Raw genomic sequence first — 18,749 nt, 5'->3', positions numbered from 1 at the left:
GCTCTTGTTAAGGATTTTATGTTTGATTCCACTTCACACGCAGCGCGCCGGTTTCGGCAAACCGGCAATTTTCGTTGCCTGCTTTGCCGGTTCCTTGAACAGCTTGTGCAGGTAAATCGAATTGCCTTTGTCAGCGCCCCAGTGATGTTGCAGGTATTTGACCAGCGGCCGTATCGCCGGGCTGGAATTGAATTCCAGATAAAACTGACGCACGTAGCGAATCACCGCCCAGTGATCGTCCGTCAGGGTAATGCCTTCGCGTTCGGCCAACACCTCTGCCAGCGCTTCGCTCCATTGCTGGTAATCTTTCAGATAACCTTGGGCATCGACTGCAATCCGCGCACCGGCAAATTCGATAAACGTGATCATCGCTTACGACCAGGAAATCGTTTTGTCGTGTTGCAGCGTCAGCGCCACCCATTCGCGATCGTCAATCAGTTTGATATCGGCTGGCAACGAAGCGCTGATGCCACGGGCATCAGCGTCGGCTTTGCGCACGAATACCGGACACTGAAAGCTTAGCGATGATGACAATGCCTGCAACACAGCGTCTTGCAATAAAAGTACCGCGTCATCTTTTTGATGTAGTATTTGCTCGGCGTGACGGTTTGAAAAAAGTAGATGCAAGTGACTCATTCAAAACACCCAAACGTGGTCGGCTTCGCGCATCGCTTGCAGGATTTGCTCGCGCGCAACGGGTGTTGGTTGGTGGGCAAGGTTTTCGGCTTTCAAACCAAAACCTTGAAGGCTGTCAGCACACACCCAAAGCTGTTCGACACCATATAATTCCAACAAACCGAATGTCGGCAAGGTGGCTTTGCTGCCGAGCAGGGCGGTGTCCTGAGTGTTAGCGAGTTGCCAAACGCCTTCGTCCTGACAGAGCAGCGTCACAGGCTGATCAAAGGCCGCTGCCGCCAGTGCGCTGTCGAGCGCTAGAGGTCCGGCGTCACTGCCGGCCGGCGCTTTGGTAACGATGATCAGGAAACGTTTGTTCTGCATGTCATCAACCCGGAAATTGAATCAAGCGATCAGTTTGCAGTGCTGTTTCGATCAGGCTGCCTAAACCGGCGACGCTAAATTTTTCGGCGACATTGCCGCGCTCACCTTCTGCACTCAGCCCACGCTTCTGGCAGGCAGATGAACACAGCAGCAATTCGCATTGCTGAGTGCTCGCCAGTTGTTGCCAAAGCGCTTGCGGGTTTGGCTCGTCGCTGGCCGGATCGTTGGCTGCGTGACCAACCAACACCGCATCGCCGGAGAAAAATACTTGCGCGATACGGTGATCGGACTCGATCGCCGCTTGAGCAAATTTCAGCGCCGTCAGATGGCCCTGCCCGTTGAACGGATTGGTGGTCAGATAAAGTGAAAAATTCGACATGTGATGCGGCGGAATCGATTCGTGCGGTCAAGTGTGCCTGACTGGCCTGATAAAAACAAAACCGGCAAAAACAAAAGGCCCGGATGCCGGGCCTTTTGCGGTAAGGCAAACGATTATTCGTCGCCGCTCATGCCGAGCAGGCTCATCAGGTTGGCAAACAGCGACCAGATGGCGACAAACAAGCCGGCCGTGGCGCGAATGTAATTGGTTTCGCCGCCGTGAATGATTTCACTGGTCTGCCACAGGATCAGACCCGACATCAGCAAGCAGGCAGCAGCCGAGAAGGCCATGTGCAGCGCGCCTAGCGCGACACCGAACATCGATGCCACAGCCATCGCGATGGCACCGAAGAACAGCACCATGATGCCGGTGAAGATAAAGCCGCGCATGAAGCTGAAGTTCTTGCGGGTGGTCAGCACGTAACCGGACAGCGACAGAAAAATCAGTGCGGTGCCGGCCAAGGCTTGCATGACCACGTGGCCCATGCCAGCGCTCAGGTAATGACCGACCATCGGCGCCAGGAAAAAGCCGAGGAAACCGGTGTAGGCGAAAATCCACGGAATGCCGGCCGCAGATTCAGCGTGTTTGTAAACGAAGTTCGGCAGGAACCAGGCACCCGCGAAAAATACGATCAACGCCACGATGTTCATCTGGAAGCCAATGGCGATACCGACGAAGGCCATGGCGGCAGCGAATAGCAGCGTCATCGACAGCAGCAGGTAAGTGTTTTTCAATACCTTGTTGATACCGAGGACTTCGGTTTCAGAACGGGTAATGACGGATGCGTTGTAATCCATTGCGTTGAGCCTCTTTGGCGTTGTTGAACAACCACTCCCTTTTACTGGGGGTGGCCGGTGCGCGGATCAAGATAGGGGCGAGGGCCATTCCGGTCAAGTGAAATCGGTTTTGCCCCAATCCATTAATCCAATGATTTCAAGCGTTTATGGCCTGTAGCTGGGGAACGGCGCGAAGCGGCGTTGTGGCTTCGATAATGCCGCCGCCCAGGCAGACTTCATCAAGATAAAGCACCAGCGACTGGCCCGGCGTTACCGCCCGTTGCGGTTCGACAAAGCTGACGACCACTTCGCCGTTGGTCTCGACCCGGAGCTTGGCCGGCACATCCTGCTGGCGGTAACGGACCTTGACTGTGCAGTCGAACTCAGGAGCCGGCGGTTGGCCTGCCACCCAATGCACTTGGCCAGCTCGCAAATGCGTGCTCATCAGGTAGCTGTCGTCATGGCCCTGGGTGACGATCAAGACGTTGCGGGCAACGTCTTTGGCGACCACGAACCAGGGCTCATCGCTGGCGTTTTTCATGCCGCCGATGCCGATACCTTTGCGTTGGCCGAGGGTCAGGTACATCAGGCCGTTGTGACGGCCGACGACCTCGCGTTCGACCGTTTCGATATCACCGGGCTGAGCTGGCAGGTAGCGCGACAGAAATTCACTGAATCGACGCTCGCCAATAAAGCAAATGCCGGTCGAATCTTTCTTTTCGGCAGTGACGAAGCCGTTTTCGGCGGCAATACGGCGCACTTCCGGTTTTTCCAGCTCGCCGACCGGGAACAGCGCATGTTTCAGCTGTTCCTGCTGCAGCGTGTACAGGAAATAGCTCTGATCCTTGTTGCCATCGACACCACGCAGTAATTGCACTTCGCCATCAACATCGCGGCGACGGGCGTAATGGCCGGTAGCGATGTAATCGGCGCCGAGCTCGAGGGCAAAATCCAGAAACGCGCGAAACTTGATTTCCTTGTTGCACAGGATGTCCGGGTTCGGCGTACGGCCAGCCTTGTATTCAACGAGAAAATGCTCGAATACGCGGTCCCAGTATTCAGCGGCGAAATTGATCGTGTGGAAAGGGATGCCGAGCTTGTTGGCGACCGCTTCGGCGTCCTGACGGTCTTGCGCAGCCGAGCAGAACTCGTCGGTATCGTCTTCTTCCCAGTTCTTCATGAACAGGCCTTCGACCTGGTAGCCCTGCTGTTTCAGCAGATAAGCGGCCACCGAGGAATCGACACCACCAGACAGGCCGCAAATCACGCGGGTTTCGGCTGGGGTTTTTCCGGCAGGGGTCAACGGCAGGTTCATCGTGTTCGGGCTACAGCTTCAAGCAAAATGGCCCGCCATTTTAGCAGAAGCGCTCAGCGGTCGTTTTGGATGCTGCGCAGCAGTGATAACGGCGCTTGCAGGCCGCGCTCAAAGTCGGCAATGCACTCCAGCACCAGTGAGCTGCGCGGGCCGAACGCTTCGATTTCGGCGATGGTTTTCAGGTGACAGGCAAAAATATCGGTATCCTGCGGCCTGGCGTTCTCGATATCGGCCGCTTCGCCAGCAAAACAGATGCGCAGGTAATCCTTGCCATTCTTCGCCATCAGCGGATACAGGCCGATGATATGGCTGGGGGTAAAGCGCACGCCGGCTTCCTCCCAGGTTTCGCGGATCACGGCGTCAATAGCCGATTCACCCGGGTCAACGTGGCCGGCCGGTTGATTGAGCACCGGTTTCAGCGTGGTTTTGTCGCGTTCTTCGACGACCAGATAGCGGTTGCCATGGCGAATAACCGCCGCCACTGTCAGAGTCCACCCCATCAATATCTACCTTCTATGAAGCCATCTTAAAAATAGTTTGGGCGATGGCGAGGTGCGCGAATAGGAGCGCAGGAACTGGAGTTTACAAGTCGTAAATGAGGATTGCTCACCACATCCATGTGGTTCGCCCTCCGGGTTCCACGAAAGTCTGCTCCTAGCGGACTTTTCCGAGCACCGCATTCGTGCAGATCGCTGAGCTCCAAGCATTTTTAAGGTGGCTTTTACTTGAACTACTGTCTCGGGCTCACGTAGCCTTGGGCTCGGATTTTTGAGCCTCAGCACATCGCACCGATTTCTGATTTGAGGCCCGGATTGTATCGGCAGGGGACACTGCCGTCCTGTAGTCAATCGTCGATTTGAGGGGAATTACGGCATGAATCTGCCAATTACCGGTCTTTACGCTGCCTTGTGTGGCCTGATCGTTGTGGTGCTGGTGTTACGCATTGTCGGTTTGCGCCGTAAATTTCGGGTTGGTATCGGTGACGGCGGCCAAAAGCCGCTGGCTCAGGCCATCCGGGTTCATGGTAATGCCGTGGAAACGATGCCAATTGCCTTGATTCTGCTGGCAATTTTTGAAGCAAACGGCGGTCTGTACTGGATAGTGCATGTTTTCGGTGCCGCCTTGGTGTTGGGTCGCTTACTGCATGTGTTGGGCTTGTCGAGCAGCATCGGCATCACCTTTGGCCGATTCTGGGGCACGGTGCTGACGCTGCTGGTGATCATCGGCCTTGCCATCGCCAACCTGCTTGGCTTTGTTGCCAGCTTCAACGGAGCCGTCTGATGAAATACTGGGTATTCGCCTTACTGCTGCTGGGGAGTTCGCCGATGTGGGCAGACAAAGCGCCAATCGCCTTGGCCATTCACGGTGGCGCCGGCACGATACTGCGCGAAGAAATGAGTCCGGAGCTGGAGAAAGCCTTTATCGAGGCGTTGAATCAGTCGCTTGATGCCGGCTATCAAGTGCTGCTGAAGGGGGGCTCCAGTCTTGATGCCGTCAGTGCCAGCGTTATCGTCATGGAAAACTCGCCGCTGTTTAATGCCGGCAAAGGTGCAGTGTTTACCCACGAAGGCGTCAATGAACTCGATGCGGCGATTATGGACGGTTCGACCTTGGCGGCCGGCGCCGTCGCTGGTGTGCGCACCGTCAAAAATCCGATTCTGCTGGCCCGCAAAGTCATGACCGATTCGCCGCATGTGATGCTGACCGGCAGCGGCGCTGACGCTTTTGCCAAAACCACCAATCTGGAATTGGTCGGCCCGGAATATTTCCACACTGAGCGTCGCTGGCAGCAACTGCAAAAACTGCTGAAAGCCGGCGACAAAGGCACCAAGCTTTCCGAAGACGCCGATAAAACCGGCAGCCGCAAAGAAGCCTATCGATTTTCGTCTGAAGAAAATCGCTTCGGTACTGTTGGTGCTGTTGCGCTCGACAGTAAAGGTCGCTTGGCTGCGGCCACGTCAACCGGTGGCATGACCAACAAACGCTGGGGTCGGGTAGGCGATGCGCCGGTGATCGGTGCCGGCACCTACGCCAACGGCTACTGCGCCGTTTCGGCGACCGGGCATGGCGAATATTTCATTCGTGCTGCAGTCGCCCACGATATTTGCGCCCGCGTCGAATACCTGAAGCAACCACTGCAAGCCGCCAGCGAAGCCGTGGTCATGGACAAACTGGTCCAGATGAAAGGCGAGGGTGGTGTTATCGCGGTAGATCGGCAAGGCCAGGTTGCGTTACCGTTCAACAGCAAAGGCATGTACCGCGCTTATATCGACGCCAACGGCAAACGTGTGGTCGCGATATATCGCGATTGAGCGCGCAATAATGAATGAATCCGCTGCGGTACCGTAACCGTATCGGACAGTTAACGGCGACATTCGCCACGAAATGACGAGGGTAAAACGGAAATGAACAAACGACTGGTGGTTACTGGCATCGCGCTGTTCAGCGCTATCGCTGTGGCATCGATGGATGTCATCAAAGAACGCAAGCATGGCTTTGAATCGTTCAAAGAAGAATTGGGTGCGATCAAAAAAATCGTCCAAACTGGCGACGCTTCAATGCAAGCTGATTTGAGTCGTCATGTGAACAATCTGCAAACCGTTGCCGACAAACAATGGCAGCGCTTTGACGAACTTTTCCCGGCCGGCTCGCACAGCGGCGATACTGACGCCCTGCCAAGCATCTGGGAAAAGCCGGATGATTTCAAAGCGGCGATCACCAAGCAGAGTGAAGCGCTGGCGCTACTGAAAACCGCCGCACAATCGAACAACCCCGGTGAATGGAAAGTGGCATTCGGAAAAGTGGGGAATAGTTGCAAAGGGTGCCATGATAGTTTCAAGAAGGATTGATTAAAAAAAGCGCCGCGCGGCGCTTTTTTCTTAAGAATTCGACATAAAACCTTAGATGGAGTCCTCTGTGTAATATGGATGCAAAAAAACTGACATCGAATCGACTATTCTTGGCATTCAAAGATATGGAAGATGTCGAACGGTATTTGCATGCATACTCTGAATTGGAGGGTTTAGACGAAGAGCGACAGAATTCTTACTATTTTGATCATCGCGAGGCTCTTTTTCTTGCTGCCATTGTTACGTATTGTAGGTCTTTTAAAAAATCAAATAGTACTGGTATGGCGGATAAACGTATCAATGTAGATTCAATTGGTCTGTTTGATAGCGAGTTAAAGTTGAAAGAGTTGCATGAACGAATTATCAGCCTTCGAGATCAAGCGGTTGCTCATGCTGACTGGTCGTTTCATAGCACCGAAATAGTTGAGGCGAACAACATGAGTGTCCTTCGCCGTTCCCCACGGCCTTATTATAGCCAAGGAATTTCCGTTTCCGAATTTTTGAAGTTGGCGGCGCATGTCAGTGGTAAATGCAAAAATTTGTCATTTGATTTTGATCGGAACATCTCTGCGGATACGGAGCAACAAAAATAACTGAACATATGCTTTTCTCGAAAATTTGACTATGGCTCACACACCGTGAGCAGCTGCCCGTTCTCGCACGGGCGGGCGAGTACTTTTCTTTGCTTGTGCAAAGAAAAGATACCAAAAGACAAATTTGTCGGGAACAAATTTGGACGCCGGAGGCGCCCGAAGGGTGAGTGCCAGGAGTGGCGTGAGTCAAAGCACACCCATGCTGCGCCGGCGAGGCCCGCAAGATTTTCTCAGGCAGTTCCTGCGTTGCTCGGTCTCGGTTGGTGGTTGCGCAACTCGCTTCGCTCAGACATGCTCGCCGACGACCCCAACCGATCCCTCTGCTACTCGGCGGCTACGCAATGGGGCCCGTTTACAACATTCGATATTGGTTTGATTTACCTTTCTTAGACTTGGGGCTTTGCTTTTAATTCTGAGGTGACTGACTGGATTCCCGCCTACGCGGGAATGACAGTGAGTGGAATGAAGCAATGGAGATTCATGCTTCACGGTTTTTGGTTTTTCGGAGCAACAAATACCGAAAAGAAAAAAATGGGGTCCCCGTCTGCGCCAGCCGGCAACGACGTGATGTAAGCCGGGTACAACCGCAGGGACAGCGGTTATGGCGCTGTTGAGGCATGGATGCCGAGTCAGCGCGGCCCGAGCTGGAGTCATGTCGTTGCCGGAACGGCTTGGTCGAAGTAGCAAAACCTACCTGGCGCATTGGGGCGCGCTTCTCTTTGAGTACTTTCTCTTGCGCGAACAAGAGAAAGTACTTCGCCCGCCGGGGCGAGACCCGGCAAAGGTGGTAATCGAGAAAACTTCAAAGTTTTGAGCGTCGCAGAATTTCAGAGCAATTTTTGTGGGTTAAAAATCGTAGGAAAAGTCACCCGCCACAAGACCGTCGCACAATCAACCGAGGCGCAATCGTCGTACTCACCACCGGCTCGTTATGAATCAACCGCAATAAATTATCCACGAGCAACTCGCCAGCCTGCTTCGTATCCTGCAACACCGTCGTCAACGGCGGGTTCACATACGATGCCAGCGGAATATCATCAAACCCGGCAACGGCGATTTCCGAGGGAATTTTGTAGCCGTGTTCCAAAAGCGCCCGCATCGCACCGATGGCGATGGCATCGCTGGCGCCAAAAATAGCATCAAAGGCAACACCGCGTGATAGCAATTCCCGTAGCGATTCGTAGCCGGAATTCTCGGTGGTGATGGCATCGACTTGCAGTGCCGGAGCGGTGTCGATGCCGGCGTTTTTCAGCGCCTGCTGATAGCCCAGAAAACGATCGCGCAGTTCCGGGCAGCTCTCGGAGGTGTCGCCGAGAAAAGCAATTTGCGTATGGCCTTTTGCAAGCAAATGAGCAGTAATATCCAGCCCGCCCTGATAATTGTCGCAGCCAATCGATACGCCGGGCTGACCTTCCATCACGGCGCCCCAGCGCACGAAATGGGTTCCTTGCGCGCTCAATTTTTCCAGCTTTTCGCGGTAGTCGAGATAATCGCCATAACCGAGCAGGATCAGGCCGTCGGCTTTGTTGCTGTCTTCGTAATCGCGATGCCAGTCGTTCGACAATTGCTGGAACGACACCAGCAAATCAAAACCACGGCGCGCGCAGGCGCGGGTGATCGAGCCGAGCATCGATAGAAAAAACGGATTGATATGGGAATCGTCCGGCGTTGGATCTTCGAACAGCAGCAGGGCAATGGTGCCGCTTTGCTGGGAACGCAGGCTGGAGGCGTTTTTGTCGACTTTGTAGTTCAGTTGCCGGGCGATGTCGAGAATGCGGTTACGGGTTTCTTCATTGACCAGTGGGCTGCCACGCAATGCGCGCGACACCGTCGGTTGCGAAACACCGGCAAGATAAGCAATGTCAAACGACGTCGGTTTGCCTTTTATCGACATGGACGAACTGCGTAGTGGGGGGCCTGTTACGGTATCACCATCGGGCCACGCGCTCCAAGCATGGCGTCGTTCGGCCAGACGGCGATAGTCTTCTCCCGGTTCTACGCAGGTTTTCGGTGTGTCGATTGGTTTCAGGGCCGGTACGGCTCGCAAGGGTTGTTCGGCCAGCAGACTTTTGCTCATCGTCAGTGGCTCCTTGCGCTTACGCCAGATTCGCGAAAAAGACGGCGTGCGCCGGCAATGTCAGGCGCCGACCGGCCAGTTTGCCGGTCAGCAGACCGTGGCCGTTTTCCGCCGTCAACGCATGGTTGAGCGGCAGCTCCAGTTCGTGTTCTTGGTTGCTGAGGTTGAACACGGCCAGCAAGCGTTGTTGTTCGTGCTCGCGTACCAGCGCCAGAATCGGCTCCGGTGTATCGAGAAAACGAATGCTGCCGAAACGCAGCGCTGGCTGGTTTTTGCGCCAGGCCATGAAGCGGCGGAAGCCCTGCAGCGGCGAGCCGGGCTCGCTTTCCTGTCGAGTGACGGCCATCTGCCGATGTTCGTTTGGAATCGGCAGCCAGGGTGTACTGGCGCTGAAGCCGGCGCCTTCGCTGTCATTCCACGGCATTGGTGTGCGGCAACCGTCGCGACCTTTGAAGCTCGGCCAGAAGGCGATGCCATAAGGGTCTTGCAGCGCTTCGTACGGTACTTCCGCTTCGTTCAGGCCGAGTTCTTCGCCTTGATAAACGCAGACCGAACCGCGCAATGAGCAGACCATGGCGCTAACCTGATTGGCCAGATGTGGTGACGGATTCTGGCCACCCCAGCGGCTGACGACGCGTTTGACGTCGTGATTGGAAATCGACCAGCAAGGCCAGCCTTCGCCAGCTTTTGCTTCGAGGTTTTCTACCGTTTCGCGAATGTAGCGGGCCGAGAAATCATCGGTCAGCAGCTCGAAGCTATAACCCATATGCAACAAGCCCGGCCGAGTGTATTCGGCCATTGTCGCCAGCGAATCTTCCGAGGAAATTTCACCAAGCGCGGCGACATCGTCGTAACGGTCCATCAGCTGGCGCAGATCGGCCAGAAATTTCAGGTTCTCCGGCTGGGTGTTGTTGTAGTAGTGATACTGGAACGCATACGGATTGTCCGGGCTGAATCCGCGACCGGTGCGTTTCGCTTTCGGTTTTGGCGGGTTGTCACGCAGCTTGGCGTCGTGAAAACAAAAGTTGATGGCATCGAGCCGCAAACCGTCAACACCGCGATCCAGCCAGAACTGAACATTGTCGAGGGTCGCTTGTTGCACATCCGGATTATGGAAATTCAAGTCCGGCTGCGAAGAAAGAAAGTTGTGCAGATAGTACTGCTGACGGCGCGGTTCCCAACGCCAGGCAACGCCACCGAAGATCGACATCCAGTTGTTCGGCGGCGTGCCGTCTTCTTGTGCGTCGGCCCAAACGTACCAATCAGCTTTCGGGTTGTCGCGGTTTTCGCGCGATTCCTTGAACCATTCGTGATCGTTCGAGGTATGGCTTAGTACCTGATCGATCATCACTTTCAAGTTCAGCGAATGGGCTTTGGCCAGCAGCCGATCAAAATCTTCCAGCGTGCCGAATAGCGGGTCAACGGCGCGATAGTCGGCGATGTCATAACCGAAGTCGGCCATCGGTGATTTGAAGAACGGCGAAATCCAGATGGCGTCAACACCGAGGCTGGCAACGTAATCGAGCTTTTCGATAATGCCGGGCAGGTCACCGACGCCGTTGCCGTCGGTATCGAGAAAACTGCGCGGGTAAATTTGATAAACGATGGCGCCCCGCCACCACGACTGTTTTTGCATTCGTCTATCCGCTGCTCCTGAAATCAGGGCGCCGTCATGTTGTTGTCTGGAGTGGTGCAGCTTAACCGCAGCTCTGGCTTTGCACTGATGTTGTGCATACGTATTCATCGCGGAAACCCTAATGGTGCAGTGCAAGGTCCATAGGGCTTTGCACAAATCACATGATAGGTTTGGCTTATTCACTGATCGGCCGGCAGAGCCGAATCCGGAGCAAAACAACAATGATTGAAGCCAACTGGTTACAGCTGGGAATTTTTTTGGTGCTGACGTTAAGCGTCGCGTTGGTAACCTGGTGGAAGTGCCGGCGCATGGGCCATGTCGGTGATGTTTCGCGTGATTACTTTCTGGCTGGTGGTCAGTTGGCGTGGCCGTTTGTTGCCGGCTCGCTATTACTGACCAATTTGAGTGCCGAGCAGATTGTCGGCATGAATGGCGCGCAGATGCTGCTGGTTGCCTGGTGGGAGCTGGGCGCGGCGGTTGGTCTGATCATCCTCGCGCGTGTGCTGATTCCGATGTATTACCAGTACAACTGCACAACGACAACCGAGTTGCTGGAGCACCGGCTGAAAGACGGCCAGATCCGCAGCCTGGTTTCCGGTTTATTTTTGCTTGGTTATCTGTTCATTCTGCTACCGATGGTGCTGTACACCGGTTCGGTGTTCATGAAATCGATGTTCGGTCTCGATTTACCGATCATCGTTATCGCCGCCGGTTTTGCCGTCACCGGTTTGCTGTACGCCGCTTTCGGTGGCCTGCGTGCCATTGCCATTTCCGATACGTTCAATGGCGTTGGTTTGCTGGTGCTCGGTACCGCCGTCACCTTGTTTGCGTTGGCAGCAATTAATTGGGATTTATCTGGTATTCCGGCTGAACGCCTGTCGCTGATTGGTGACAGCGATTCCGACATTCCCTGGCATACACTGCTGACCGGCATGGTGTTCATCCATCTTTTTTATTGGGGCACCAACATGGTCATCGCCCAGCGCGCACTGGCGGCAAAATCGGTACGCGAAGCGCAGAAGGGGATTTACGCGGCCGCCGCGTTCAAACTGATTATTCCATTTATTGTTGTGTTTCCCGGCATTATCACATTCAAACTTTATGGCGATGTCGGTGATATCGCTTACGGCAAGTTGGTTGGTGATGTGTTGCCACCTTGGTTATCTGGTGCCTTTGCTGCCGTCATTTTCGGCGCCGTGCTATCAAGCTATAACTCCTGTCTCAATTCTGCTGCGGCGCTCTATTCCTGCGACTTTCACCAGAAGTACGTCAATGCCAAAGCCGACGTCAAACGCATCGGTCAACGCGTTGCGATTCTGTTCACCATTGGCTCTTTGCTGATGGTGCCGCTCTATCAGCATTCGCGTAGCATCGTCGATACCATTCAACGCCTGAATGGTTTGTATTCGATGCCGGTGCTGGCGGCGTTTCTGGCGGCCATTCTGTTTACCCGCATCAATCCCTCGGCAGTCAAGGTTGGCATGTTGTTTGGGGTCAGTTTATACGCGGTGTTCACCTTCGTTTGGTCGCCGCTGCACTACATTCATTTAATGGCGATTACCTTGGCGAGTTCGATGACCATCATGATTGTGATTGATCGTTTGATGGTGCGTCGTCCATTGGAATTGAATGCCGGTGTCTGAGCGAGAGCAAAGCATGAATACCAATGCAATCAAGAATGTAGTCATCGTTGGAGGTGGTACGGCAGGCTGGATGACGGCTGCCGCCTTGTCCAAAGTGTTTGGCCAGAGACTTTCCATTCATCTGATCGAATCCGAAGAAATTGGCACAGTCGGAGTGGGAGAGGCGACCATTCCACAGATTCGTGTCTTCAACGGCATGCTTGGCATAGACGAGAATGAATTCGTTCGAAGTACGCAAGGTACGTTCAAGCTCGGAATTGAGTTCGCCGACTGGTTGCGTCCTGGACATCGTTACATGCATGCGTTCGGTGCCGTAGGTGGTCGTGATCTAGGCTCGGTGCCTTTCCATCAATACTGGCTGAAAATGCGGCTGGTGAATCAGGCTGCGGCCCTTGATGATTACACGTTTAACAGTGTCGCCGCTTATCAGAACAAGTTTATGCGCAGCGTCAACATGCCAAATTCGCCGCTCGCCAGTATTTTTTATGCCTTCCATTTTGATGCCTCTTTGTACGCGCGCTACCTTCGCGCGTATGCCGAAACTCGCGGAGTAAGACGAACGGAAGGAAAAGTGATGCATAGCCGCTTACGCGGACAGGACGGCTTTATTGAGGCTGTTACTCTAGAAAGTGGTGAAGTGGTTAACGGCGATCTGTTTATTGACTGTTCTGGTTTTCGTGGTTTGTTGATTGAGCAAGCCATGGAAACTGGCTACATCGATTGGAGCCATTATTTGCCGTGTGACCGGGCGGTGGCCGTACCGAGCGAATCGGTTACGCCGCTGCTTCCTTATACCCGATCGACAGCCAGGCAAGCTGGTTGGCAATGGCGCATTCCGCTACAGCACCGAATAGGTAATGGCATGGTATTCAGTAGCAACTTTCTCAGTGAGGAAAAGGCTAACCAGCAGTTATTGGATAACTTGGATGGCAAAGCATTGAGCGAGCCAAGGGTCTTGAGATTCAAGACCGGTATGCGGCGAAAATTCTGGAACAAAAACTGCGTAGCTATCGGATTGGCGAGTGGCTTTTTAGAGCCGCTGGAATCCACCAGTATTCATTTTATTCAGTCCAGCATTGCCAAGCTGGTCGCTTTATTTCCGGACAAGCAGTTTTCCGACGTTGATATTCATGAGTATAACCGGCAAACGCGGTACGAGTTCGAGCGGAGCCGAGATTTTCTGCTGTTGCACTACTGGGCGAACGAGCGAGATGAGCCGTTCTGGCAGTATTTCCGCCATCTAAAACTGCCGGAAACCTTGCAGCACAAAATTGAGCTGTTTCGCTCACAGGGCCGTGTATTTAAAGAAGGCGATGAACTGTTTGGCGAAGCAAGTTGGTTGCAGGTTATGGTAGGCCAGAACGTGATGCCAGAACGTTACCATCCGGTCGTTGATTTGCGCAGCGGTGATGACGTGCATTCGATGTTGTCCGGCGTTAATAAGTTGCTGCGAGATTGTGTTTCAGTGATGCCAGACCATGCTGAGTATGTGAAAAAAAGCTGCCGCGGAATCAGTGAATCAGTCAAGACTGCCTAATGATAAATCGATATTTCAAGCATCGACATCGAGGTGTTTTCGCCTTGTTATGTTGGCTCAGCGTTGCGATCGCTACGATATCGACGGCTGTTATTGCGAAAGGGCCGCAAGCAGCACCGTTAAATGCCCCACCAGATGCTGCTGAAATTTTCTTTCAGCAAATCGCCATCGAAGTGGAAGGAGGTGCAGTAGAACAATTCCTGGTTGGCGATAACCTGACCGGCTATTACGAGGGCTTTACCGGTCGCTATCGACAGGGCGACGGTTATCGCATTCGCCAAACCACGCTATTTGACGGGTTTGCCTGCTGGCGCAATGGTCAGTTGCTGCAGCGTGAACATGCAGAAAAAGAAATCATCTTTCCGTTTGGGCATCAGGCACAGCATAAAGGCGTGCGTGAATCGCTTTTGATGCACGCAGGTCGGCAGGCGTTGTCATTGCGGATTGAGTCCGATGAGCCGGCATTGCTGTCCTTGCAGCCATTGTGGCGAATGGACAAGCCTTTTCGGATAACGCAGCGTGACGGATTGATTCTGGTGCAACCAGAATCCGCGAACGATGATTCGCTGTTTATCGCGATTGCCAGCGATCAAGCGGTGCAGTTGGAGCAATCGCCTGCCGGGCATCACGCTTCGCTTGGCATCAAATCAGAACATCTGGTTACCCGCCTTACCAGCAAAAAAGATGCGAAGCGTCTCACGCTACATGTCGCGTTTGCTGACAACGCTGATCAGGCCATGGTGACTGCGAAAGCCTTGCTACACGGCGAAAGCTGGAATCAGGAAATTGCTCGCGTTCATCAGCGCCTGACCAGAAGTTTGTTATGGACCTCGGACATGACCTTCAATCGCGCGCTGGTCTGGGCCGAGGCCAGTGCCTGGTCGTTTGTCGTCGAGGAATTCGGCACGGGCATCTGGGCCGGTTTGCCGTGGTTTCGCGACAATTGGGGACGCGATACCTTCATTGCGCTACCCGGAACCTTGCTGACGACCGGCCATTTCGATAAGGCGAAGGTGGTATTGGATAACTTTGCCCAATTACAGTTGCGCAAGGATTTTCAGGATCCAAATTACGGCCGCATCCCGAATCGCGTCGCGGCCAATCAGCCCACGATTTACAACACCGTTGACGGTACGCCGTGGATGATCCGCGAAGCGCTGGAATACATTCGCTACTCCGGTGACCGTGACTACGCTAAACAGATTTTGCCGTTGGTGCAGGAGTATATCCGCGGAGTAAATCAACATGCGCTCGATCAGCATGGTTTGCTGACCCACGACGATGCCGATACCTGGATGGATGCCCGCATTGCCAATCAGGAACCATGGTCGGCGCGCGGTAATCGTGCCGTGGAAATTCAAGCCTTGTGGTTTACTACATTGCAGGCAGCGGCAGAATTGGCGGAGTTACAGGACTTGCACGACCTGGCCAACAGCTACCGCGATCAGGCCCGAAAAACGCAAGTTGGTTTTGTCGAAAAATTTTGGAACGGCAAGACCATGGCGGATCGCCTGCGTGCCGACGGTAGCCGTGATGACAAACTGCGGCCCAATCAATTGATGTTAATCAGTATTCCGTTCAAGCCGTTTGTCACTGAGTCGATAGAAGCGCGGGTTTTGAAGAATGCGGTTTCCGGTTTGCTGTACCCGTATGGCATCGCCTCGCTCGATCCGGAGCACCCGTATTTTCATCCCCGTCATGAGAATGCGGCGTTTCACCATAAGGACGCGGCTTACCACAACGGCACCGTTTGGGGCTGGAATGCCGGCTTTACCATTAGCGCGTTGACCAAGTTTGGTTATCAGGATCTTGCTTGGCGCTTGAGCAGGAATTTGAGCGAACAAATACTGAACCACGGCACTCGTGGCAGCATGAGTGAACTGCTTGATGCGCTGACGGACGAGCAGGGGAGAATCCACCCATCCGGCACTTACGCTCAGGCATGGAGCGTATCGGAGTTTGTCCGCAACGCTTATCAGGACTACCTCGGTTTCCGTCCGAATCTCCTGCAGCAAACCCTGCATTTTGTCCCGGCGATTCCAGCGGGCTGGTCTTTCGTCCATGCCCAACTGCCTTTCGGTAAACAGCAAGCTCTGGCAGTACATGTCGATCAACAAGAGGGTGTGCAGCGCTGGCGATTCCAGCCGTTGGATGGCGAGATGAAGATTCAAATGGATGTACTGGATAACCATGCCCAGCGCATCCGCTTGCAGTTTGTGCTTAGCGATGCTCCGCGCCTACTGCAGTGGAATGGCGCGACGGCGACGCTGGACGGAAAACCACTAGCTGGTGAGTTGGTCATGGCCAGTCAGCGACCGGTGATTGGTCAGCTCGATTTTCTGCCGGTTACGAGATATCAGGCCGGCAAGCATCCGGCGACACAAGGCCAGGATGTGCTGAAAAAAATCATTCTTGATGGGAAGTTTCAATGAGCAACAGGATTTCAGTGAACAACACGCGGCTGACTGCTGCTTGTCTCGTGCTTTTTTTCGGCGCCATGTTTTCCGAACTCTCGCAGGCAGAGGGTATTCCAACCGTGCTGGAATTGAATACGCCTGCCGAAATTCAGGGCAATCAGCTGCGGTGGTCCGTCGGTGAAGGCAAATTGCTGGTAACGGCATTGTCGCCGGAAATCATTCGGGTGCGTTTGGTACCGGATGGCAATGAGAAGTACGAGCCATCGTTTGCCGTGGTCAATCGCCAGTTCCCGACGCACCAAGCCAAAGTGAGTTCGGCTGACGATAGATCCACGATTCAAACCAGCGCCTTGCATGTCAATGTTTGGCATAAGCCATTTCGTTTGGAAGTGCGCGATCGGAATGGCAAGCTGCTGCACGAAGATCATCGAGAGCGACCGACGATGCAATTCGGCTCGGCGACGAAAACCTTCAAGCATTTGCCCGCCAGTGATCAGGTATACGGCTTTGGTGAAAAGACCGGTCGCTTGAATAAACGTGGCATGGGCCTCGGTGGTTATCACTACACGATGTGGAACTCCGATACTTATGGTTATGATTCATCAATCGATCCGATTTATGTGTCGGTGCCGTTTTATATGGTGCTGAATAGCGGCAAGGCGTATGGATTGTTTGTCGACAACTCGCACCGCAGCAGTTTCGATATCGGGCGCGAGCACCCGGAAATACTGTCGATTCATGTCAGCGGCGGCGAGCTGGATTACTACTTCATCTATGGCCCGCATCCGAAATCGGTGGTAACGCGTTACACCGAGCTGACCGGCAAGACACCGCTGCCTCCGATGTGGTCATTGGGTTTTCACCAATCGCGTTGGAGCTACTATCCGGAATCGCGATTCCGCTTGCTGGCCGACACCTTCCGCAGCAAGAAAATCCCGGCCGATACGCTGTGGCTGGATATTGATTATCTCGAAGGCTTTACGCCGTTTGTCTGGAATCGCGAGTATTTTCCCAAGCCGAAAAAAATGATCGATGACTTGCGTGCGCAAGGTTTTCATGTCGTCAGCATTGTTGATCCGCATCCAAAAAAACAACCGGGTTATCACGTTTACGATCAGGGCATTGCCGGTAATCATTTCGTCAAGAATCCGGACGGTACCGTGTTTGAAGGGCCGGTATGGCCCTCGCAAGCCGAGAAAAATCCGGCCAACAGCGTCTTCCCGGATTTTGCCCGCAGTGACACGCGTCGCTGGTGGGGCGATTTGCATCGCGCATTGCTTGACGACGGCGTTGCCGGGATTTGGAACGATATGAACGAACCGGCGGTATGGATTCCGCCGGCCAATACGATGCCTTTGGATGTGCAACATGATCGTGATGGCGTCGCCACCAGCCAGCGCGAGATTCATAACGTTTACGGCATGTTACACACTCAGGCAACATTTGAAGGTTTGTCACGTTTGCGGCCGAATGATCGGCCTTTTGTTTTGACCCGCGCGACGTTTGCCGGCGGTCAACGCTACGCGGCGGTCTGGCCCGGTGACAACACCGCCGACTGGACATCGCTGCGGCAGAGCCTGCCGATGCTGATGGGCTTAGGTATTTCCGGCTTTGCGTTTGTCGGGGCCGATATCGGTGGCTTTGCCGGTTATCCTTCTGGAGAGCTGTTCACCCGCTGGTTGCAGGCAGCGGTGTTCTCTCCGTTCATGCGCGCGCACACGGAAAAAGCGACGCCTGATCAGGAGCCTTGGTCTTTCGGTGCGGAGTTTGAAGCCATCAACCGGCGAACAATAGAGCTGCGTTATCAATTGCTGCCGCAGATTTATCAGGTGATGGAAGAAGCGAGTCGCACCGGTTTACCGGCGCTGCGGCCATTGCTATTGGAGTTTCCGGACGACCCACAAACCTGGTCACGTGATGATCAGTTCATGTTTGGCAGCGATTTGCTGGTAGCGCCGGTGTTGCAGGAAAGCGCAACGAACCGCGAAATTTATCTGCCGGCTGGGCAATGGTTTGCTTTTGATCAGGGCCGCGTTGAGCAGGGTGGCAAATCCATTCGCGAAACCGTGACGCTGAATTCCTTGCCGATATTTGTTCGCGAGGGCGCGTTTATTTTTCGTCAGCCGGTCGTTCAGCATACTGGCGAGATGAGCGGCCAGCCGTTGCTCGTCGATGTTTATCCAGCAAACGATTCGAGCCGAACCTTCTATCAGGACGACGGACAATCACTGGCGTATCAGCAAGGCAAGTTCAGCCGCCGGCAATTCAGTCAGCAGCGTAGCGACAAATCCGTGCGCATTCGTATTGGCGTCAGTGAAGGCTCGTTTACACCGGCGTCGCGCTTACTGCAGTTGCGGCTGATCAATCTTTCTGACGCCAAACAGGTTTCTGTCAATGGCCGCAAGTTAAACAAACTCGATCGCGCCTCAGAAAATGAGGTGGGTTGGCGTATTGTGGACAATCATCTGGTGATTACCTTGAAGGACAGTGACTCCGCCATCGATATCAATGTTCAACGGTAACGAAAG

General features: G+C 54.0%; 17 protein-coding genes. 8 read left to right on the top strand and 9 right to left on the bottom strand.

The features are described 5' to 3' along the window. Positions 1 to 33 precede the first annotated feature (33 nt). The 7 genes from E2H98_RS01850 to E2H98_RS01820 all read right to left on the bottom strand — a co-directional run bounded on the left by E2H98_RS01850 (position 34) and on the right by E2H98_RS01820 (position 3,969). Entirely contained in the window at positions 34 to 369 is a 336-nt protein-coding gene (locus E2H98_RS01850; RefSeq protein ID WP_133592671.1) for a TusE/DsrC/DsvC family sulfur relay protein, read from the bottom strand. Positions 370 to 372: 3 nt separating this feature from the next. Then, complete coding sequence (gene tusB / locus E2H98_RS01845) at positions 373 to 636, bottom strand: sulfurtransferase complex subunit TusB (RefSeq protein ID WP_133592670.1); 264 nt, start codon at positions 634 to 636, stop codon at positions 373 to 375. Further along, positions 637 to 999 carry a sulfurtransferase complex subunit TusC gene (gene tusC, locus E2H98_RS01840; protein WP_133592668.1) on the bottom strand — a complete coding sequence of 121 codons (363 nt, stop codon included), beginning with the start codon at positions 997 to 999 and terminating at the stop codon, positions 637 to 639. 4 nt (positions 1,000 to 1,003) lie between these two features. Then, the gene (gene tusD, locus E2H98_RS01835) at positions 1,004 to 1,378 is read right to left on the bottom strand and encodes a sulfurtransferase complex subunit TusD (protein ID WP_133592666.1); all 375 of its coding nucleotides are present in this window, start codon (positions 1,376 to 1,378) and stop codon (positions 1,004 to 1,006) included. A 113-nt stretch (positions 1,379 to 1,491) separates the two neighbouring features. Beyond that, the gene (locus tag E2H98_RS01830; protein WP_133592665.1) at positions 1,492 to 2,175 is read right to left on the bottom strand and encodes a Bax inhibitor-1 family protein; all 684 of its coding nucleotides are present in this window, start codon (positions 2,173 to 2,175) and stop codon (positions 1,492 to 1,494) included. A gap of 136 nt (positions 2,176 to 2,311) precedes the next feature. Further along, a complete protein-coding gene (gene mnmA / locus E2H98_RS01825) occupies positions 2,312 to 3,469 on the bottom strand; it encodes a tRNA 2-thiouridine(34) synthase MnmA (protein WP_133592663.1) in 1,158 nt (385 codons plus the stop codon). A 53-nt stretch (positions 3,470 to 3,522) separates the two neighbouring features. After that, positions 3,523 to 3,969, bottom strand: a complete 447-nt coding sequence (locus E2H98_RS01820) for an NUDIX domain-containing protein (RefSeq protein ID WP_133592661.1) — start codon at positions 3,967 to 3,969, stop codon at positions 3,523 to 3,525. Between the two features lie 373 nt (positions 3,970 to 4,342). Here E2H98_RS01820 and E2H98_RS01815 point away from each other — a divergent pair, with 373 nt between their 5' ends. From E2H98_RS01815 to E2H98_RS01800, 4 genes are all read left to right on the top strand, one after another. Then, a complete protein-coding gene (locus E2H98_RS01815) occupies positions 4,343 to 4,750 on the top strand; it encodes an MAPEG family protein (RefSeq protein ID WP_133592659.1) in 408 nt (135 codons plus the stop codon). Beyond that, on the top strand, positions 4,750 to 5,781 hold the full coding sequence (locus tag E2H98_RS01810; protein WP_133592657.1) for an isoaspartyl peptidase/L-asparaginase family protein: 1,032 nt from the start codon (positions 4,750 to 4,752) through the stop codon (positions 5,779 to 5,781). Before E2H98_RS01815 ends, E2H98_RS01810 begins: the two co-directional genes overlap by 1 nt. Positions 5,782 to 5,874: 93 nt before the next feature. Then, the gene (locus tag E2H98_RS01805; RefSeq protein ID WP_133592656.1) at positions 5,875 to 6,318 is read left to right on the top strand and encodes a c-type cytochrome; all 444 of its coding nucleotides are present in this window, start codon (positions 5,875 to 5,877) and stop codon (positions 6,316 to 6,318) included. 74 nt (positions 6,319 to 6,392) lie between these two features. Then, positions 6,393 to 6,911 (top strand): hypothetical protein, encoded by a 519-nt coding sequence (locus tag E2H98_RS01800; RefSeq protein ID WP_133592654.1) that lies wholly within the window; start codon positions 6,393 to 6,395, stop codon positions 6,909 to 6,911. 865 nt (positions 6,912 to 7,776) lie between these two features. On the opposite strand, the gene E2H98_RS01795 is transcribed toward E2H98_RS01800, so the two are convergent. Continuing rightward, entirely contained in the window at positions 7,777 to 8,988 is a 1,212-nt protein-coding gene (locus tag E2H98_RS01795; RefSeq protein ID WP_198325208.1) for a LacI family DNA-binding transcriptional regulator, read from the bottom strand. Positions 8,989 to 9,007: 19 nt separating this feature from the next. After that, positions 9,008 to 10,624 carry an alpha-glucosidase family protein gene (locus tag E2H98_RS01790; RefSeq protein WP_133592652.1) on the bottom strand — a complete coding sequence of 539 codons (1,617 nt, stop codon included), beginning with the start codon at positions 10,622 to 10,624 and terminating at the stop codon, positions 9,008 to 9,010. Positions 10,625 to 10,845: 221 nt separating this feature from the next. On the opposite strand from E2H98_RS01790, the gene E2H98_RS01785 reads away from it, so the two are divergent. The 4 genes from E2H98_RS01785 to E2H98_RS01770 are packed head-to-tail and all read left to right on the top strand — an operon-like array spanning position 10,846 to position 18,743. Continuing rightward, the gene (locus tag E2H98_RS01785; RefSeq protein WP_133592650.1) at positions 10,846 to 12,267 is read left to right on the top strand and encodes a solute:sodium symporter family transporter; all 1,422 of its coding nucleotides are present in this window, start codon (positions 10,846 to 10,848) and stop codon (positions 12,265 to 12,267) included. A gap of 13 nt (positions 12,268 to 12,280) precedes the next feature. Beyond that, complete coding sequence (locus E2H98_RS01780) at positions 12,281 to 13,804, top strand: tryptophan halogenase family protein (RefSeq protein WP_133592648.1); 1,524 nt, start codon at positions 12,281 to 12,283, stop codon at positions 13,802 to 13,804. A 44-nt stretch (positions 13,805 to 13,848) separates the two neighbouring features. Further along, positions 13,849 to 16,236: an amylo-alpha-1,6-glucosidase gene (locus tag E2H98_RS01775; RefSeq protein WP_157591208.1), complete on the top strand. Its 2,388-nt coding sequence runs from the start codon at positions 13,849 to 13,851 to the stop codon at positions 16,234 to 16,236. Continuing rightward, positions 16,233 to 18,743: a glycoside hydrolase family 31 protein gene (locus E2H98_RS01770; RefSeq protein WP_133592644.1), complete on the top strand. Its 2,511-nt coding sequence runs from the start codon at positions 16,233 to 16,235 to the stop codon at positions 18,741 to 18,743. The genes E2H98_RS01775 and E2H98_RS01770 overlap by 4 nt, the downstream gene beginning before the upstream one ends. Positions 18,744 to 18,749: the final 6 nt, after the last annotated feature.

The organism is Permianibacter aggregans (assembly GCF_009756665.1).
In the GTDB taxonomy this organism is placed as follows: Bacteria; Pseudomonadota; Gammaproteobacteria; order Enterobacterales; family Permianibacteraceae; genus Permianibacter; species Permianibacter aggregans.
The sequence above is the reverse complement of the archived record's forward strand: the minus strand, read 5'-3'. Positions and strand labels throughout refer to the sequence as shown.

Bases quoted from the DNA above. Each gene is read 5' to 3' on its own strand.
- E2H98_RS01805 (WP_133592656.1), top strand. From the start codon at position 5,875: ATGAACAAACGACTGGTGGTTACTGGCATCGCGCTGTTCAGCGCTATC.
- E2H98_RS01795 (WP_198325208.1), bottom strand. From the start codon at position 8,988: ATGAGCAAAAGTCTGCTGGCCGAACAACCCTTGCGAGCCGTACCGGCC.
- E2H98_RS01800 (WP_133592654.1), top strand. From the start codon at position 6,393: ATGGATGCAAAAAAACTGACATCGAATCGACTATTCTTGGCATTCAAA.
- E2H98_RS01830 (WP_133592665.1), bottom strand. From the start codon at position 2,175: ATGGATTACAACGCATCCGTCATTACCCGTTCTGAAACCGAAGTCCTC.
- E2H98_RS01810 (WP_133592657.1), top strand. From the start codon at position 4,750: ATGAAATACTGGGTATTCGCCTTACTGCTGCTGGGGAGTTCGCCGATG.
- E2H98_RS01770 (WP_133592644.1), top strand. From the start codon at position 16,233: ATGAGCAACAGGATTTCAGTGAACAACACGCGGCTGACTGCTGCTTGT.
- tusC (WP_133592668.1), bottom strand. From the start codon at position 999: ATGCAGAACAAACGTTTCCTGATCATCGTTACCAAAGCGCCGGCCGGC.
- E2H98_RS01815 (WP_133592659.1), top strand. From the start codon at position 4,343: ATGAATCTGCCAATTACCGGTCTTTACGCTGCCTTGTGTGGCCTGATC.
- mnmA (WP_133592663.1), bottom strand. From the start codon at position 3,469: ATGAACCTGCCGTTGACCCCTGCCGGAAAAACCCCAGCCGAAACCCGC.
- E2H98_RS01820 (WP_133592661.1), bottom strand. From the start codon at position 3,969: ATGGGGTGGACTCTGACAGTGGCGGCGGTTATTCGCCATGGCAACCGC.
- E2H98_RS01790 (WP_133592652.1), bottom strand. From the start codon at position 10,624: ATGCAAAAACAGTCGTGGTGGCGGGGCGCCATCGTTTATCAAATTTAC.
- tusD (WP_133592666.1), bottom strand. From the start codon at position 1,378: ATGTCGAATTTTTCACTTTATCTGACCACCAATCCGTTCAACGGGCAG.
- E2H98_RS01780 (WP_133592648.1), top strand. From the start codon at position 12,281: ATGAATACCAATGCAATCAAGAATGTAGTCATCGTTGGAGGTGGTACG.
- tusB (WP_133592670.1), bottom strand. From the start codon at position 636: ATGAGTCACTTGCATCTACTTTTTTCAAACCGTCACGCCGAGCAAATA.
- E2H98_RS01785 (WP_133592650.1), top strand. From the start codon at position 10,846: ATGATTGAAGCCAACTGGTTACAGCTGGGAATTTTTTTGGTGCTGACG.
- E2H98_RS01850 (WP_133592671.1), bottom strand. From the start codon at position 369: ATGATCACGTTTATCGAATTTGCCGGTGCGCGGATTGCAGTCGATGCC.